This window comes from Enterobacter sp. fkY84-1, from assembly GCF_052974705.1.
In genome coordinates this window covers 26,353-43,254 of the sequence record NZ_CP169393.1, presented here as the reverse complement: position 1 = coordinate 43,254, position 16,902 = coordinate 26,353, and the positions used below count along the sequence as shown (strand labels likewise).

17 protein-coding genes are annotated in these 16,902 nt (G+C 58.1%); 6 read left to right on the top strand and 11 right to left on the bottom strand.

Features of this window, described 5'->3' with window-relative positions:
- The first annotated feature begins 155 nt into the window (after nt 1-155).
- The 6 genes from ACEPLT_RS00210 to ACEPLT_RS00185 all read left to right on the top strand — a co-directional run bounded on the left by ACEPLT_RS00210 (nt 156) and on the right by ACEPLT_RS00185 (nt 6,070).
- Complete coding sequence (locus ACEPLT_RS00210) at nt 156-470, top strand: PTS sugar transporter subunit IIB (protein WP_021242703.1); 315 nt, start codon at nt 156-158, stop codon at nt 468-470.
- An 11-nt stretch (nt 471-481) separates the two neighbouring features.
- Nucleotides 482-1,810: a PTS sugar transporter subunit IIC gene (locus ACEPLT_RS00205; protein WP_032675701.1), complete on the top strand. Its 1,329-nt coding sequence runs from the start codon at nt 482-484 to the stop codon at nt 1,808-1,810.
- Nucleotides 1,811-1,827: 17 nt separating this feature from the next.
- Nucleotides 1,828-3,204: a glycoside hydrolase family 1 protein gene (locus tag ACEPLT_RS00200; protein WP_021242701.1), complete on the top strand. Its 1,377-nt coding sequence runs from the start codon at nt 1,828-1,830 to the stop codon at nt 3,202-3,204.
- Between the two features lie 5 nt (nt 3,205-3,209).
- Complete coding sequence (locus ACEPLT_RS00195) at nt 3,210-3,512, top strand: PTS lactose/cellobiose transporter subunit IIA (RefSeq protein WP_204268245.1); 303 nt, start codon at nt 3,210-3,212, stop codon at nt 3,510-3,512.
- A gap of 138 nt (nt 3,513-3,650) precedes the next feature.
- Nucleotides 3,651-5,030 carry a carbohydrate porin gene (locus ACEPLT_RS00190; protein WP_023326394.1) on the top strand — a complete coding sequence of 460 codons (1,380 nt, stop codon included), beginning with the start codon at nt 3,651-3,653 and terminating at the stop codon, nt 5,028-5,030.
- Nucleotides 5,031-5,164: 134 nt separating this feature from the next.
- Nucleotides 5,165-6,070: an EamA family transporter gene (locus ACEPLT_RS00185; RefSeq protein ID WP_032675699.1), complete on the top strand. Its 906-nt coding sequence runs from the start codon at nt 5,165-5,167 to the stop codon at nt 6,068-6,070.
- A gap of 48 nt (nt 6,071-6,118) precedes the next feature.
- Here ACEPLT_RS00185 and nepI read toward each other — a convergent pair whose 3' ends face one another.
- The 11 genes from nepI to ACEPLT_RS00130 all read right to left on the bottom strand — a co-directional run bounded on the left by nepI (nt 6,119) and on the right by ACEPLT_RS00130 (nt 16,734).
- The gene (gene nepI, locus ACEPLT_RS00180) at nt 6,119-7,309 is read right to left on the bottom strand and encodes a purine ribonucleoside efflux pump NepI (RefSeq protein ID WP_032675698.1); all 1,191 of its coding nucleotides are present in this window, start codon (nt 7,307-7,309) and stop codon (nt 6,119-6,121) included.
- Between the two features lie 101 nt (nt 7,310-7,410).
- Nucleotides 7,411-7,863 (bottom strand): DUF1198 domain-containing protein, encoded by a 453-nt coding sequence (locus tag ACEPLT_RS00175; protein ID WP_008500140.1) that lies wholly within the window; start codon nt 7,861-7,863, stop codon nt 7,411-7,413.
- A gap of 175 nt (nt 7,864-8,038) precedes the next feature.
- The gene (uhpT, locus tag ACEPLT_RS00170) at nt 8,039-9,430 is read right to left on the bottom strand and encodes a hexose-6-phosphate:phosphate antiporter (RefSeq protein WP_025910697.1); all 1,392 of its coding nucleotides are present in this window, start codon (nt 9,428-9,430) and stop codon (nt 8,039-8,041) included.
- A 132-nt stretch (nt 9,431-9,562) separates the two neighbouring features.
- A complete protein-coding gene (gene uhpC / locus ACEPLT_RS00165; protein WP_128301741.1) occupies nt 9,563-10,882 on the bottom strand; it encodes an MFS transporter in 1,320 nt (439 codons plus the stop codon).
- A complete protein-coding gene (gene uhpB / locus ACEPLT_RS00160; protein ID WP_032675696.1) occupies nt 10,875-12,380 on the bottom strand; it encodes a signal transduction histidine-protein kinase/phosphatase UhpB in 1,506 nt (501 codons plus the stop codon). The genes uhpC and uhpB overlap by 8 nt, the downstream gene beginning before the upstream one ends.
- Nucleotides 12,377-12,970, bottom strand: a complete 594-nt coding sequence (uhpA, locus tag ACEPLT_RS00155) for a transcriptional regulator UhpA (protein WP_021242693.1) — start codon at nt 12,968-12,970, stop codon at nt 12,377-12,379. Before uhpA ends, uhpB begins: the two co-directional genes overlap by 4 nt.
- Nucleotides 12,971-13,052: 82 nt before the next feature.
- A complete protein-coding gene (gene ilvN / locus ACEPLT_RS00150; protein ID WP_008500144.1) occupies nt 13,053-13,340 on the bottom strand; it encodes an acetolactate synthase small subunit in 288 nt (95 codons plus the stop codon).
- A 3-nt stretch (nt 13,341-13,343) separates the two neighbouring features.
- On the bottom strand, nt 13,344-15,032 hold the full coding sequence (gene ilvB / locus ACEPLT_RS00145) for an acetolactate synthase large subunit (protein ID WP_008500145.1): 1,689 nt from the start codon (nt 15,030-15,032) through the stop codon (nt 13,344-13,346).
- 106 nt (nt 15,033-15,138) lie between these two features.
- Nucleotides 15,139-15,237 carry an ilvB operon leader peptide IvbL gene (ivbL, locus tag ACEPLT_RS00140; protein ID WP_071789119.1) on the bottom strand — a complete coding sequence of 33 codons (99 nt, stop codon included), beginning with the start codon at nt 15,235-15,237 and terminating at the stop codon, nt 15,139-15,141.
- Nucleotides 15,238-15,344: 107 nt separating this feature from the next.
- Complete coding sequence (locus ACEPLT_RS00135) at nt 15,345-15,824, bottom strand: Hcp family type VI secretion system effector (protein WP_023326385.1); 480 nt, start codon at nt 15,822-15,824, stop codon at nt 15,345-15,347.
- 205 nt (nt 15,825-16,029) lie between these two features.
- Nucleotides 16,030-16,734, bottom strand: coding sequence for a hypothetical protein (locus ACEPLT_RS00130; protein ID WP_032675695.1), 705 nt, complete (start codon nt 16,732-16,734; stop codon nt 16,030-16,032).
- Nucleotides 16,735-16,902 lie beyond the last annotated feature (168 nt).

Sequence of the window (16,902 nt, the reverse complement as noted above, 5' to 3'; positions counted from 1 at the left end):
CAGCCAAATTATGTGACCTGCATCCGGTTAATTAGCCTCATAAGTATTGGATCTTGATGGTTGTCACAGTTCTGTCTTTTATGAATGGAAACCGGTTTCCGTATCATGTCCAATCATCCTCGCAATAACTTTTTACATTTAGAGGATGGTTGTCGATGTTCAAGATTATGCTGTGCTGCTCTGCCGGGATGTCCACCAGCCTGTTGGTCAGCAAAATGGTCGATGTCGCGAAAGAACGTGGTTTGTCGGTGAAGATTGATGCGTACGGTGTTTCCGAATTTGATACGCAGTTTCCGCAATACCAGGTGGTACTTCTCGGACCGCAAGTGAAATACATGTTACAGACACTCTCAGACAAGGCGGCGACGCATGGCATTCCGGTGCAGCCCATCGACATGATGGACTACGGCATGCAGCGTGGCGATAAAGTACTGGACTTTGCTCTGTCGCTCATCGAAGCGGCACACTAAAAGGTGTTCACATGAGTTCGTTATATCAATCCATGGTTGCGGTGATTGAGCAGTCAATTACCCCGCTGGCCGCGAAGCTCGGTCAGCAAAAGTACGTGATTGCCATCCGCGACGGCTTTACCGCCGCGCTGCCGTTTATGATCATCGGCTCGTTTATGCTGGTGTTCATCTTCCCGCCGTTCTCGGCGGATACCACTAACAGCTTCGCCCGCGGCTGGCTGGATTTTTCCCAGACCTACCGCGAACAGCTGATGCTGCCGTTTAACCTCAGCATGGGCGTGATGACCTTCTTCATCTCGGTAGGGATTGGGGCGAGCCTGGGGCGTCAGTTTAACCTCGACCCGGTGATGTCCGGCCTGCTGGCCTTTATGGCCTTCCTGCTGGTCGCCGCGCCGTATACCGACGGCAAAATCTCAACCCAGTACCTCTCCGGCCAGGGCATCTTCACCGCCCTGATCACCGCCATTTACTCAACCCGCGTGTACGCCTGGCTGAAGCAGAACAACGTCACCATCCGCCTGCCGAAGGAAGTGCCCACCGGCGTGGCGCGTTCGTTTGAGATCCTGATCCCGGTGATGGTGGTGATCGGCACGCTGCACCCGCTGAACCTGTTCATTGAAGCGCAGACCGGGATGATTATCCCGCAGGCGATCATGCACCTGCTGGAGCCGCTGGTGTCCGCGTCTGACTCCCTGCCCGCCATTCTGCTCTCCGTGCTGCTGTGCCAGATCTTCTGGTTCGCGGGTATCCACGGCTCGCTGATTGTTACCGGCATCATGAACCCGTTCTGGATGGCGAACCTCTCGGCAAACCAGGCGGCACTGGCCGCAGGCGCGGCGCTGCCGCACGTTTATCTGCAAGGCTTCTGGGATCACTACCTGCTGATTGGCGGCGTCGGTTCCACCCTGCCGCTGGCCTTCCTGCTGCTGCGCAGCCGCGTTACCCACCTGCGCACCATCGGCAAAATGGGCGTGGTGCCAAGCTTCTTTAACATCAACGAGCCGATTCTTTTCGGCGCGCCGATCATCATGAACCCGATGCTGTTTATCCCGTTCGTGTTCGTTCCGCTGGTCAACGCCTGCCTGGCGTACGGCGCCACGAAGCTCGGCTGGCTGGCACAGGTGGTCTCGTTAACCCCGTGGACTACGCCCGCGCCGATTGGCGCCTCGTGGGCGGCGAACTGGGCGCTGAGCCCGGTGGTGATGTGCCTCGTCTGCATGGTGATGTCGGCGCTGATGTACCTGCCGTTCCTGCGCGCCTATGAGCGTACGCTGATTAAAAACGAAGAGCAGAAAGCCCAGGCTGCAGCCGTGGGTGCCGCTGAAGCCACAAGCAATTAAGTCAAAGAGGAAGGGTCATGAAATACGCATTTCCCGATAACTTCTGGTGGGGCAGCGCAAGCTCCGCTCTCCAGACGGAAGGGACACGAGAGGGTGAAACCACGTGGGACTACTGGTTTGCCCGCGAGCCGAACCGTTTTCACAACGGCGTGGGGCCGCAGCACACTTCCACGTTTTATCAGCACTGGAAAACGGACATTCAGCTGTTAAAACAGCTGAACCACAACAGCTTTCGTACCTCGATTAGCTGGGCGCGCCTGATCCCCGACGGTATCGGTGAAGTGAACCCGGACGCGGTCGATTTTTATAATCAGGTCATTGATGAGCTGAATGAACAGGGCATCACGCCGTTTATCACCCTGTTCCATTTCGACATGCCGATGGCGATGCAGGAAATTGGCGGCTGGGAAAACCGTGACGTAGTGGACGCGTACGCCCGCTATGCGCAGATTTGCTTCGAGCTGTTCGGCGACCGCGTGCTGCACTGGTTTACCTTCAACGAGCCGATCGTGCCGGTGGAAGGCGGTTATCTGTACGACTTCCACTACCCCAACGTAGTGGATTTCCGCCGGGCGGCCACCGTGGCGTATCACACGGTGCTGGCCCATGCGAAGGCGGTTCAGGCCTACCGCGCCGGGCACTACGCGGGGGAGATCGGCATCGTGCTGAACCTGACGCCGTCGTATCCGCGTTCGCAGAACCCGGCAGACGTGAAGGCGGCGCACGTTGCGGATCTGATGTTTAACCGCAGCTTCCTCGACCCGGTCCTGCGCGGCGAATACCCGGCCGATCTGGTGGCGCTGCTGAAATCTTACGACCAGCTGCCCGCCTGCAAGCCGGAAGACGGTTTCCTGATTGCGGAAGGGAAAATCGACCTGCTCGGCATTAACTACTATCAGCCGCGTCGCGTGAAGTGTCGCGACAGCGCGGTGAACCCGCAGGCGCCGTTTATGCCGGAATGGTTCTTTGATAGCTACGAGATGCCGGGCCGCAAGATGAACCCCTACCGCGGCTGGGAAATCTACGCGCCGGGTATTTACGATATTCTGATTAACCTGCGCGACAATTACGGCAATCCCCGCTGCTTTATTTCTGAAAACGGCATGGGCGTCGAAAACGAACAACGTTTTATTGAAAATGGCCAGATTAACGATCAATACCGCATCGAGTTTATTTCCGAACATTTAGCCTGGCTGCATAAGGGTATTAGCGAAGGGTGCAATTGTCTTGGTTACCATATGTGGACGTTTATTGATAACTGGTCGTGGTGTAACGCGTATAAAAATCGCTACGGATTTATCCAGCTCGATTTAAAGACGCAGCAGCGCACCATTAAGAAAAGCGGGGAGTGGTTTGCCGCCACCGCCTTAAATAATAGCTTTGATAAAGAGTAATGATGATGATCGCACTAGAAGAAGCCGTAATGGAAATTATCGTCAACGCCGGGCAGTCCCGCAGCCTGTGCTTTGAAGCGCTGAACGCGGCGCGTCAGGGCAACATTGACGAAGCCAAAAGCCTGCTGCGCGAAGCCGACGGCTACGCGCGCCAGGCGCACAAGATGCAGACCAAACTGATCGAGCAGGATGCGGGCGAAGGCCGCCAGCCGATGACGTTAATCATGGTGCACGCGCAGGATCATTTAATGAACTCCTTATTAGCGCGTGAATTATCCGAAGAAATTATTCATTTATATCAGAGATAGTCTATGGCGAAATAAATTACTGTAATACCTCTGTACCTAAAACTAGAAATCCACTTGTTCTGATGATAGCGACATATTCTGTCAGATCGGAGCGGGATGGTTATTGTCTGAATAAAATTAAACTATATTGAGATAACCATGAATACGATTAAAAAACTTCCATTAACCATGGCGGTTATCGCCGCGCTTTGCCCAATTTCCGTGCTCGCCCAGGAATTCACGCAGGAGCAAATCGACGCCATTGTGGCGAAAGCGGTGGATAAAGCCCTGGCCGAACGTCAGGCCAAAATGGATGCCGCCGTCGCGAAAAAAGCGGACGTGGTGACCGAGCCGCAGAGCGCGGCGCAATCCCCGGACATGGCGATTCCGTTCGGGATTAAATTTACCGGCTACGCCCGCTACGGCGCGCACTTCCAGGCCGCCGATCAGAAATACGTGGCTGTCGATGGCTCCTACAACGGCGCGTCCGCGATCGGTCGTCTGGGTAACGAAGGCAACGGCGGCGAGTTCCAGCTTTCTAAAGCCTTCAAGGGCGAAAACGGCGCCATCTGGGACATCAACGTGATGATCGACCACTGGGGCGACGAAGTTAACCTGAAAAAGGCCTACGCGGGGGTGACCAACATTATGGCCTCCAACCCGAACGCCTATTTCTGGGCCGGTCGCGACTTCCACCAGCGTCCGCAGCAGGGCATCAACGATTACTTCTGGATGAACCACGACGGCCAGGGCGCCGGGGTGAAGAACTTCGATATCGGCGGCGTGCAGTTTGACGTCGCTGCCGTGGCGGCAGTGGAATCCTGTAGCCCGGAAGTGATGGAAGACGAAGCGAACCCGTCACGCATCACCTGTACCGGCGGGTCCGGCACGGGCGACAAAGGTAACTACGCGGCCACCTCTAAAATCCACGGCATGAAGCTCGGTCCGCTGGATCTGGAGCTGTACGCCAACTACGGCTTTGATTCAAAAGCGGTGGAGAGCGACGAGCGTCTGAACGCCTGGCAGGGCGGCGTGGTGCTGAGCCACACCAACGACAGCGGCGTGAACAAGGTGATCGCCCGCTACTCCGATAACTCGGACAACAGCGTGTTCAATAAAACCGAAGACCTGACCACGGTCTACGCCAGCTTCGAAGGGCTGTACAAATTCACCCAGGCCACGCAGGTGGAGTACATCCTCGCCTTCCACGATTACGACAACAGCCGTGATAAGACCGACAACCGCAAGAACTACAACGCCATCGTGCGCCCGATGCACTGGTGGAACGACGTTCACTCCACCTGGCTGGAAGCGGGCTGGCAGCACGTCGATTACGACAACGGCGGCGACAACAAAGGCTGGAAGCTGACCCTGTCGCAGAACATGTCTATCGCCATGGGGCCGGAGTTCCGTCCGATGCTGCGCTTCTACGTGACCGGCGGCAAAGTGGATAACGCACGCACCGCGCGCGTTAACAACACCAAAGACGAGACGCTCGACGACTTCAACGTCGGCGCGATGTGGGAGGCGTGGTTCTAGTAGAGCGTCGTTTGTTTCGCCCGGCGGCGCTGCGCTTGCACGGGCCTACAAGGTTTTGTAGGCCGGGTAAGCGTAGCGCCACCCGGCAAGATCCCATGTTATGCTACAAAAAAACCAACATAACAGGGGAGAAAATGGGTTCCACACGTAAAGGGATGCTGAACGTCCTGATCGCCGCCGTTTTATGGGGCAGTTCCGGCGTTTGCGCGCAGTACATCATGGAGAAAAGCCACATTTCTTCGCCTTACCTGACCATGGTTCGCCTGCTGTTTACCGGCGTGATCCTGCTGACGCTCTCCTTCGTTCACGGCGACAAGATTTTCTCGGTCATCAAACATCGCAAAGACGCCCTCAGCCTGCTGTTTTTCTCGCTGGTCGGCGCGCTCACCGTGCAGCTCACCTTCCTGCTGACGATTGAAAAATCCAACGCCGCGACGGCCACCGTGCTCCAGTTTCTGTCGCCAACGATTATCGTGGCGTGGTTCGCGCTGGCGCGGAAAAAGCGCCCCGGCGTATTTGTTTTGTCCGCGATTGTGACCTCGCTTGTCGGGACGTTCCTGCTGGTCACCCACGGCGACCCAACCTCGCTCTCCATCTCGCCTGCCGCCCTGTTCTTCGGCATCGCCTCGGCGTTTGCCGCCGCGTTTTACACCACCTATCCGTCAACGCTGATTGCCCGCTACGGCACATTGCCGATTGTCGGCTGGAGTATGTTGATTGCCGGATTATTGCTGACGCCGTTCTACGCCGGACGCGGCACCACCTTCGTGATCGACGGCGGCCTGCTGCTGGCGTTTTTCTACCTGGTGGTGATTGGCACCGCGCTGACGTTCAGCCTGTATCTGAAAGGCGCACAGATGATCGGCGGGCCGAAGGCGAGCATCCTGAGCTGCGCCGAACCCTTGAGCAGCGCGCTGCTGTCGGTGATTTTGCTGGGCGTGGCGTTTACCCTGCCGGACTGGCTGGGGACGCTGCTGATCGTGTCGTCGGTGGTGCTGATTTCGATGGATTCGCGCAGAAGGGTTAAGGCATCGGCGTAGCCTGATGCCCTCACCCTAACCCTCTCCCACGGGAGAGGGAGAAAAACACTACTTCGCTTTAACCTTCCCTGCCACCAGCAGCGCCGTCAGCAGCATCAGCGTACCGGAAATCACCAGCGGTGACGTCAGCCCCAGATGGTCGAGCGCCACGCCGCCAATGGCCGCGCCGCAGGTGTTCGCCAGCTGGATCACCGCCACCTGAATCGACCCGGCTTTTTCCGCCTGATCGGCAAGCGAGCGGGTGATCCACGTCGACCAGCCCACCGGCACCAGCGCAAAGGCAAAGCCCCAGATAATCGCAATGGCAGACGCGACCCACTTATCGCTGCCCCACAGCACCAGCACCGTGGCGCTCGCCGCCAGCACCAGCGGCGCACCCGCCAGCGCCACCTTCAGGGAGCGTTTCAGGAACTGCGACGACAGCGAGGTACCGACAAAGCTGGCGATACCGAAGCTCAGCAGCACCAGCGTCAGGCCGTCTACGTCAAAGCCCGCCATGGTCATAAACACCGGGCGGATATAGGTAAAGAAGGCAAACTGCCCGGCAAAGGCCATGAAGATGGCGGTCATCCCCGCCAGCACGCCGGGGCGCTTGAGCAGCGCGAACATGTTCTGCTTATGGTGCGCCGCTTCGCCCGGCAGGGACGGCAGCGCTTTCCACACCCAAATGATGCAGAGCAGGCCCATCACCGCCGCGGCGTTGAAGACGTTACGCCAGCCGATAATCCCGCCGAGGAAGCTGCCGAGCGGCGCGGCAATCACCAGCGCGATGGAGACCGCACCGAAGATAACGGAAAGCGCTTTCGGCACCGTCCGCGCGGGCACCAGGCGCATGGTGAGCGAGGCCGACATCGCCCAGAAGCCGCCGAGCCCCAGCCCCAGGCAGGCGCGACCGAGCAGCAGCAGGGTGAAGCTTTCCGCGAAGGAGACCAGCAGGCAGGAGAGCGTCAGCAGCACGCTGAACAGTATGACCACCTTGCGGCGGTCGATGGTGCCAATCACCTGGGTGATAAACAGGCTGGCGAACATCGCCACGAAGGCGGTGACGGTAACGGACTGCCCCGCCACGCCTTCGGAAATGCCCAAGTCCTGCGCCATCGGCGTCAGCAGGCTCACCGGCAGAAACTCAACGGTAATCAGGCAGGCGACGCAGAACGCCACGGAGAAAACCGCCGACCAGATGGGGCGAGTAACCTCTTTGGTCTGCGGTCGGGTCGTGGGCTGGATATGTTCTGTCATGGCGTCACCTGAAGATAAAAACGTGCGGAAAAGTCGCGCAGTTTATCATCAAAAGTGTGACGAATTTAACGTTTAGACAACTTTTGTGGTTTTTGAGGGGATCAGTGCAGGTAAAACACGCCCTCTTCCGGCAGGAAGAGCTGGTTATAGCGTAGCTGGAAGGCGTTCAGCTCCTGCGGATCGGGCTCCATCTCGCGCATGAAGCCAAGCGCCAGACGAATTTGCGCATCGGTAATGGGTGCGGCAAGGCGGGCTTTACGCAGCAGGCGGTGCCACGTGTGCAGGTTCTCCTCGCTGCCATCGACAATGCAGACCTGCCAGATCAGCAGCACCTGCGCGGCGTTTTGCAGATGCGCCTCGTCGGGGCGTTCAAGATAACGGATAAACTCATTGCCCGGCGTTTTACCGAACTGATCGATCATCGACTCGACCGGCATCGGGGTGATGCCGAGACGCTCGCTTAAACGTTTGATGGCGCGGCGGGAATCTGAGGTCAGGACGCGAAATCCCACCACAAACACCACAGCAAGCGTTGCCAGCATTATCCAGACCATGCGTTCTCCTTTGACTAGCCGCTCATCATAGCGGGAAACGCACGGCGTCAACAGCGGGCATAACCAGAATAGTGCTCTGAAAAGACGTTGCGGAATGGGGGATCAGGTATTAACGCCGTCGGCGCAAATAAAAAAGCCCGGCATCACACACCGGGCAAAGACGTTACCTGCACACTCAGGCTGTTTTTAATTTCTGCGCACGATTTTCACGGCGAATTTTACGTTCTTCCAGCACCGCGACCATCGCCATCAGGACGATACAGCCGATCGCTGCCGCATCCAGCGCCGCGAAGGTTCCCGCCCAGCCGGTGAGGCCGAAAATTGGCGTGCCGTCGGCGATCATCCCCAGACCCAGCTTGGCAAAGCTGTCGCCGATCAGATAGGCGAAGGTGCCTTTAATCCCATCGGCAGCGCCGATCGCTTTTTTCGGCACGAAGCCCACTGCCGCCACGCCGATCAGCAGCTGCGGACCAAACACCAGGAAGCCGAGCGCGAACAGGGATGCCAGGTAAACGTACTGGTTGCTGGCGTGCTGGTAGATGCCGAGGGTGGCGATAATCAACGCCAGCGCGATGCAGGCCACCAGCGCGCGACGGCCGTTGGCGAGGTCGGAGAGCCAGCCCCACAGCAGCGTGCCGACCAGCGCGCCCACTTCGAACAGGGTGAAGCCCTGAATTGCTACTTCTTTAGAAAGCTTCAGCTCCTGGAAAGCATACACGGTTGACCACTGGTCAATGCCGATACGCACCACATAGAGGAAGATGTTTGAGAAGCAGAGCAGCCAGATCACTTTGTTTTTCAGCACGTACTCAACAAAGATCTGCCATTTGGTCATCTCGTTCTCTTCGGTCTCTTTGTCCTCTTCGCTGATCTCCTCGCCGAACAGCTCTTCGGCTTTGCCGAGGCCGTACGATTCTGGGGAGTCGCTGCCGTAGCGAAGGCCGATAAAGCCGACGATTAGGGCGATAATCGACGGGAAGATAAACATCCCGATGACGTGGCCGTCGAACAGGTAGTTTGCGCCGAACAGCGCTACGCCAGCCGCGCCCGCCCCGCCGAGGTTGTGGGAGATGTTCCACATGCCGAGGTAGGAACCACGCTTGCGGCGCGGGGTCCATTTGGTAATGGTGGAGTAGCTGCACGACCCGCCGGTACTCTGGAAGAAACCGCTCAGGGCGTAGAAGGCGATCATCAGGAACAGGCTAACGGAACCCGCGCCCATGCTGGCGCTGAAGCCGAGCATACAGATGGCGGAGAGGATCAGCATAAACGGCAGGAACTGCTTGGTGTTTTTGCCGTCTGCATAGTACGAGACAACGGTTTTCCCCACGCCGTAGGTGATGGAGAAGCCCAGGCCAATCATCCCCAGCTGCGTCATGCTCAGCCCGTAGGTCGAGATCATGTCGTTCTGCGCGATGTTAAAGTTTTTGCGGATCAGATACATGGTCAGGTAGCCGATGAAGACCACCAGATAGGACTGCATGAACGGTTTGAACCACATCTTGCGCCGCACGTCGAGCGGCAGATCCAGAGTCGGCTTGCGCACCTGGTTTAAGAAGGCCAGCATGGTTGGTTTACTCCTGAGCTGATTTTTGCAGCATTGTAAAAATCAGCCGGGAGAGATGCCTGAGACAGCGTCCAGGTAAAACCGGGAAAATTTCCTAGTTTTGCGCCACTCGGGGTGAAAAGGTGAGGCGCATCACATCACGCTGGCTTCACGCGGGGCCTGCGCATGTAAAAACGGCAGCAGCAGCAGGGCGGAAATGCCCGCCGCGATGGCGATCACCGCGAAGAACCCGCTCCAGTGCCAGACGTCAATCACCCGCGCCAGCGGCCAGCCGGAGAGCGATGCGCCCAGGTAGGCAAACAGCCCGACAAAGCCCGTCGCCGCGCCTGCCGCCTCCTTGTGCGAGCACTCCGCCGCCGCCATGCCGATGAGCATCTGCGGGCCAAACACGAAGAAGCCGATGGTGAAGAAGCACGCCGCCTGCATGACGTAGCTGGCGAACGGCATCAGCCACAGCGAGCCGACGGAGAGCAAGATCCCGGCGGCAAAGATCAGGTTCATCGGGCCGCGGTTGCCGTTGAACAGCTTATCTGAGCCCCAGCCCGCCACCAGCGCGCCGATAAACCCGCCCAGTTCAAACATGGTCACCGCCGAGTTGGCGGTCACCAGGTCCACGCCGAGCGTCTCGGACATGTACAGATTGCCCCAGTCGTTGATGGCCGCGCGCACCACGTAGACCAGCACGTAGCAAAGCGACAGCAGCCAGATGTACGGGTTTTTCAGCACGTATTTGGTGAGGATCTCCCTGCGGGTCAGCCCCGCGCCCTCCTGCTGCTGGGCAATCTCCATCTCGTCGTGCCGCCAGTCGCCCACCGCAGGCAGGCCCACGGTCTGCGGCCTGTCACGCAGGCGCCAGCAGAGGAACAGCCCGGCGACAATCGCCAGGCCACCCGCAATCATCATCCCCGCGCGCCAGCCGTAGTGCAGCGCCGCGGCACCCACCACCATCGGGATCAGCGCCCCGCCGACGTTGTGCGCGGTGTTCCAGACGGCCCACCAGCCGCCGCGTTCGTTGCGCGAGTACCAGGCGGTGAGCAGACGCGCGCAGACCGGCGCGCCCCAGCCCTGGAAAAAGGCGTTCAGCGCCCACAGCAGGGCAAAGGCCCACAGCGAGGTGGAGAAGCCAAACAGAATATTCACCACGCCGGTGGCGATCAGCCCTACGCCCATGAAATAGCGCGCGTTGGAGCGATCGCTAACGATGCCGGAGAAGAACTTCGACAGGCCGTAGGTGATGTAAAACAGCGTCGCCAGCAGGCCGATGTCGGTGCGCGTCATCACGCCGCTGGCGAGAATTTCCGGCGCGGCGGCGTTGAAGCTTTTGCGGGTGAAGTAGAACAGCGCGTAGCCGAGCCAGATGGCGATCAGGATATGGCGACGCCAGTAGCGGTAGCGGGCGTCGATTTCCGCTTTGTCGCCAATCGGCGCGGCGCTGGCAGGGGTTTTAAACATGGTAACTCCGTAGCGGCAGGCTGACGCTGACGCGCGTCCCGTGGGTGCAGGAGAGGTTCAGCGTGCCGCCCAGCGCCTTGACGCGCTCGCGCATGCCCGCCAGGCCAAAGCCCTGGTGGCCGGAGCCGGGCGGCAGACCGCAGCCATCGTCTTCAATTATCAGCATCAGGCGTTCGTCCTGCTGCCAGCCCTGGATCGTGACCGCGCTGGCGCTGGCGTGCTTGACGATATTGTTCAGCCCTTCCTGACAGACGCGGAACAGCGTCACGCGCTGGCCTTCGCTCAGCGCAGATTCGTTAATTCGCCAGTCGAGATGGCTGACAATGCCGCGGCTTTCCAGCTCCATCTCGCGCATCAGGGAGCGTACCGCCTGCTCCAGCGACAGGTCGTCAAGCTGGCGCGGCCGCAGCCTGCCGAGCAGGCGTCGCACCGAGTCATACACGCCCAGCGAAAGCTGTTCAATATGCGCTCCGCCCTGCTTCACGCCTGCGTTTTCTGCCGCCAGGCGCTGGACAATGCCCGCCTGGGTGCGGATGGCGGTAATGGTCTGCCCGATGTCATCGTGCAGCTCACGGGCAACCTCTTGCCGCACGCTCTCTTCCGTCTCCAGCAGACGCTCCGCCAGACGGCGGTTGCGCGCCAGCTCGTTTTGCAGGGACTGGTTCAGCTCGCGCAGGCGCTGTATGCCCGCGCCGAGCAGCAGCCCGGTCAGGCTCTGGGCCAGCAGGGAAAGCAGTAAATCTACCGGATGATCGTGCCAGGTCTGGCTGGCAATCAGCGCGATGGCGTTCATCAGCGTGGCGATCAATGCGCCCTGCCAGCCGTAGTGCCAGGCAAGGGCGATGATCGGCAGCGCCAGACAAAACGGCGTGAAGCGTGATAATTCAGCGGGGAGACCAAGCTGGAGCCACAGGCTCACCACAAACAGCAGCAGATACCAGATCAGGTGCCGGGCGCGCCAGTTCACCGGCTGGGAGACCAGCGCCGGGCCGAGCGGCTGCCAGACAGTGCTTGTAAGATAATGCCAGATCACAAGGCAGGTCGGGGCCAGTGTCAGGCCGCCGGTAAGGGTCAGCAGCAGGGCGTTAAGCACCTCCTTTTCACCCACCCACGGCAGGGACTGCAGCAGCGCGGCGGCAATCAGCGCCGCCCCCTGCCGCAGCAGGGTGCGCCAGTCGCGCTGGTGACGATAGCGGGAAATGAGGGCAACCGGGAGAAGCGTGAGCAGGCTTCCGGTCATCAATAAGGGCAGATGCGCGAGGGCCACTTCCTGCGCCAGCCAGACCAGCAGCAGCCACTCTGCGCCCAGCAAAACGGGCCAGTAGCCGCGCGGGCACTGGAGCATTAACCCCAGACGCAGGCCGAAGGGGAACAGCAGTACCGCCAGCTCAGGACGTTCCACCAGATGCAGGCTGATGCTCCACAGGCAGAACCACGCGGCGGAGAAGATAAAAAAGCTGGCAACGACGGCGATCAGCCGCGAAAAGACGGGACTCATTGCCAGCTGTCGAACATGCGGCGCGCCAGCTCGACGTCGTTGCTGACGTTGAGTTTTTCCATCAGGTTGGCGCGATGGACGTGCACGGTCTTCGGCGACAGATCCAGCTCGGCGGCAATCTCTTTTACCGACATCCCCTGCGCGAGCTTCTCAGCCACCTGACGCTCGCGCCGGGTGAGCGGATCCTGTCGTCCAGCCGCCAGCTTGATGGCGATTTCCGGCGTCAGGTAGCAGCCGCCGGTGGAGACGGTGCGCACGGCGGCAATCAGCTCGTCCGGGCTGCAGCGTTTAGAGAGGAAGCCGCGTGCGCCCGCGTTGAGTGCCTGCTCGACCAGCGCCGGGCTGTCGTGGACCGAGAGCATAATGGTCGCCATTCCTTTCGGCAGCTGGCTTAGCAGCTCCAGCCCGGAGAGATCCGGCATCGAAATGTCGCAGATACAGACCTGCACCCCGCGCCCCGGCAGGCCCGCCAGCGCCTCGCGGCCGGAGCCAAACTCGGCCACGACCTGGAAATCCGGTTCGAGGTTGAGAAGCTGGGCAAAGCCAGAGCGGACGATAAGGTGGTCGTCGATAAGGGCGATGGTGGTCATGTGTGTTCCTGCGGTCTGAAAAAGCCGGATGGCGCTGCGCTTATCCGGCCTACAAGAGCGAAAGACGCTTACCTTAAGCGATCTATTCGAAGAACACCGCAATTTTGTTAAACATGGTGGGATCGGACTGGTTACGCGCCACGTTGGTGACGTCCTCCAGCTTGTCGATCTGCGCCATCATCTGCTCCAGACGCTGGTCATCGTTGACCAGTAGCCAGATGCGGCTGTGCTCGCTGCCCTGAATCGGCAGACAGAGAATGCCTTCCACGTTAAACGCCCGGCGGGCAAACAGCCCGCAGACGTGGGTCATGACGCCAGGGTGGTTGCGGACGGTGAGTTCCAGAATGACGTTATCATGTTGTTTCTGCATGGCTTATTCTCCCACCATCTCAGTATTTGCCGCACCCGGCGGCACCATCGGATACACTTTTTGTTCAGGGTCGATACGCACGTGGATCAGCGCCGGGCCCGGACGCGAGATCGCCGCCTGCAGCGCCGCGTGGGCATCCTCTTCCGCGTTCAGATCGCAGGTGTGCAGGCCAAAGCCGGCGGCAATCTGCATAAAGTTAATCATCCCCGGATAGGTCGCCGCAAATACGCCCTGCTTGTAGAACAGGCTCTGCTGCTGGTGCACCAGCCCCAGCGCCTCGTTGTTCATCAGGATGATTTTCACGTCTAACTGGTTTTCGGCTGCGGTCGCCATCTCCTGAATGTTCATCATCAGGCTGCCGTCACCGGAGAAGCAGATGACTTTGCGGTCCGGATTCGCCAGCGCCGCACCCACGGCGGCGGGCAGGCCAAAGCCCATGGTGCCGAGGCCGCCGGAGGTCAGCCACTGGCGCGGACGGTTCAGCGGGTAGGCCTGGGCGGTCCACATCTGGTGCTGGCCCACGTCGGTGGTGATAATCGCGCTGTCGTCCACGCAGGCGGCAACGGCGTTGATAAGACCATAGTGGCTCAACGGGTCGCCTTCAGTTGGGATCGCGCCCGGGAACTCGCGCTGCAGATCGGCCACCAGCTGGCGCCAGTCGGCGCGATCGGTCGCGTCGGTTTGCGGGATCAGCTGCGCCAGCACTTCGGCCACGTCGCCCTGAATCGCCACGTGCGGCTGCTTGATTTTACCCAGCTCGGCGCGATCGATATCCACGTGAATGATTTTCGCGTTCGGGCAGAACTCCTCGGTTTTGCCAATCGCCCGGTCATCAAAACGCGCGCCCATCACAATCAGCAAATCCGCCTCTTGCAGGATGTAGTTGGTGCTGCGCGCGCCGTGCATGCCCAGCATCCCCAGGGACAGCGGGTGCGCTTTTGGCAGCATGCCGAGCGCCATCAGGGTCATGGTGGTCGGCAGGTTGGCTTTTTCCGCAAACTGGCGGATTTCATCCGCAGCGTTAATCGCCCCGCCGCCCAGATAGAGCACCGGGCGTTTGGCGGCGTTAATCATGGCGGCGGCGTCGCGCACGCTCTCAGCGCTGAACTCCGGCGCGGGGGCACGCTCGCCCGGCTCCGGCAGCACGTCGATCTCGATCTCTGCGGTCTGGACATCCTTAGGAATGTCTATCCACACCGGGCCCGGGCGACCGGACTGCGCAATGCGGAACGCATCGCTGATAACCTGAGGAAGCTCGGCGATGTCGCGAACTAAATAGTTATGTTTGGTGATGGGGATAGAGATGCCGTAGGTATCCACTTCCTGGAACGCATCGGTACCGATCATCGAGGACGGCACCTGGCCGGTAATGCAGATCAGCGGAATGGAGTCGAGGCGCGCGTCGGCGATGGCGGTGACCAGGTTGGTTGCGCCCGGCCCGCTGCAGGCCATACAGACCGCCGGTTTACCCTGCGTGCGCGCCATGCCCTGAGCGATGAACCCCGCCCCCTGCTCGTGGCGCGCCAGCACGTGGCGGATCTGCGTGCTTTGGCTTAACGCATCGTACAGCGGCAGCACCGTGCCGCCAGGGATGCCCGCAACCGTGGTGATGCCCTGTCGCTCCAGCAGATGAACGATCAGCTGCGCGCCGGTAAAACGCGTCTTGGTGGATGTTGTGCCCGAACTTGCCATGCTCCAGTCCTTTTCTTCTGGGCCGACTTTCCGGGGAGGGTCCTAAACGAAAAACCCCGCCCGGTTTGCGCCGGCGGGGTTTTGGATTCGTGTGTTGATCCAGTCCCTACGGCGCATTGCCGACGACCACCACCACACGCACGACGACCACTGCGGCTGGTTGCGCAGTTTTTAGTAGGGTCGAAGTGAAGAGGGATGAAGTCATTGGGGACCTGTGTTTGCAATCATTGATGGAATTTATACAAACACAGGTTTTCGGGCGTGACAATGGAAATATTTTCATCTGCGCAAAAATGCGTCAGGGATCACGTTTCAGTACGTTGCCCGCTCATTCCAGGCGTCACTATAGATGACATTGCCGTCGCAATGCTTCCAGGTGATTTTCTCATAGCGTATGAGAACCGTTTCAAGGTGTGTTCCCGTGTTTGCGCCGGGATACAGGTCAGGTGTGATTGAGGTTATTTTCACATTCTCCAGGAGGATATTAAAATATTCCTGTTCTAAACCCGCCTCATTAATCTGATACATCTTAATGATGGCTGACTGGAGTGTTCTTCCCGTACTCAGCGCACGAAAGAGAAGCGGGGTTACACGATCAAATTCTTTCTGGAACATGATGGGCATGTGTATGCGCGTGCCCGTCAATTTCCCGGTATTCCCGTCGACTGGGATGTTGACATTATGAGTGAACGATTTGAGTTCAATTGAACCTTCACGCCCTGTCACAAGGCAGGGGCCAATCATGGGGGAACCATTTTCATCTGTAAGAAATAAATAAGCCGGATTTGACATAAAGAATCCCTTTTTTAAAACTCAATCGTACTTATCAAAGCGACCGAAAATTATTGGATGAACAATGATAAATACACCGATAGCAATAAATGTGAGTAATACCCAGTAGTCAGGCACCAACCACAGAAACAAAGAGGCGCATACAAAAACATAAACGGGAAATAAAATATCAGTAAAGAGAATTGATAGCAGACTCTTAAACATGCTACTTGTCCCTTAAGTCGTCATAAATCGCTTCAAAATCCCTGTAGAATCCCATTTGAACTTTCTTAATCAGTTCAGACAGGAATGGTTCAATAAAGTAATAGAGCATCTCCAGTTGTGCGGCATAGAGGGTGGCGTAATACTTTGGGTCCAACGTTTTCAGGCGACGAGCAGCAAGCGCGCACTTCTGGTCCGTGCCAATGAGTTGAAATGCCATGACAACGTTCGGTACACGACGTGCAAGCCGTTCGACGACGATTTCTGAGAGCAGGCCAGATTTGGAGAGATATATTGCCAACCCCCATGCTATTGCTAAACGCGCTGCTTTGCTTGTCGGGATATTTTTAACAAGTCCGGTTACCTGTGAACCCGTCTTGCGGGCGCGATTTTGTTCATTTCCATTTTCAGAGTCATTTAGAACACTTTTAAAATAAAGATAGAGCATCTGTGCTATTACATCGCGATAACGGTAAAGAGACACAATTGAGAGGTACATCCTCTTTTCTTCTGAGAGAAGTTCATCACATACATCGTGATAGCTGGGGATTAAGCATGATGAGTACCAGCTTACACGCTCCATTCCTGAATAGATATCAGAGCCGATTCCCTTTAATGCTTTCCATGTCCCGGCAACGCCTTGCTGTCCATAAATAGCCAACTGTCTGTCGCTCTGGAACTTCATCTTTAAATAATCAGCGGCCTGCATAATTTATCCATATCGTTTTTGTGGTTATAGCAATGTACATTGCAAGGCTGCGCAATTCAAACCAATAGAGTAATTTAAATATATATTCATGTAATAAATAAATGCTTTCACCGTTATTTATTACGGCAATAAATAATTCAACTTAAATTTTATGATGGGTATCAATAC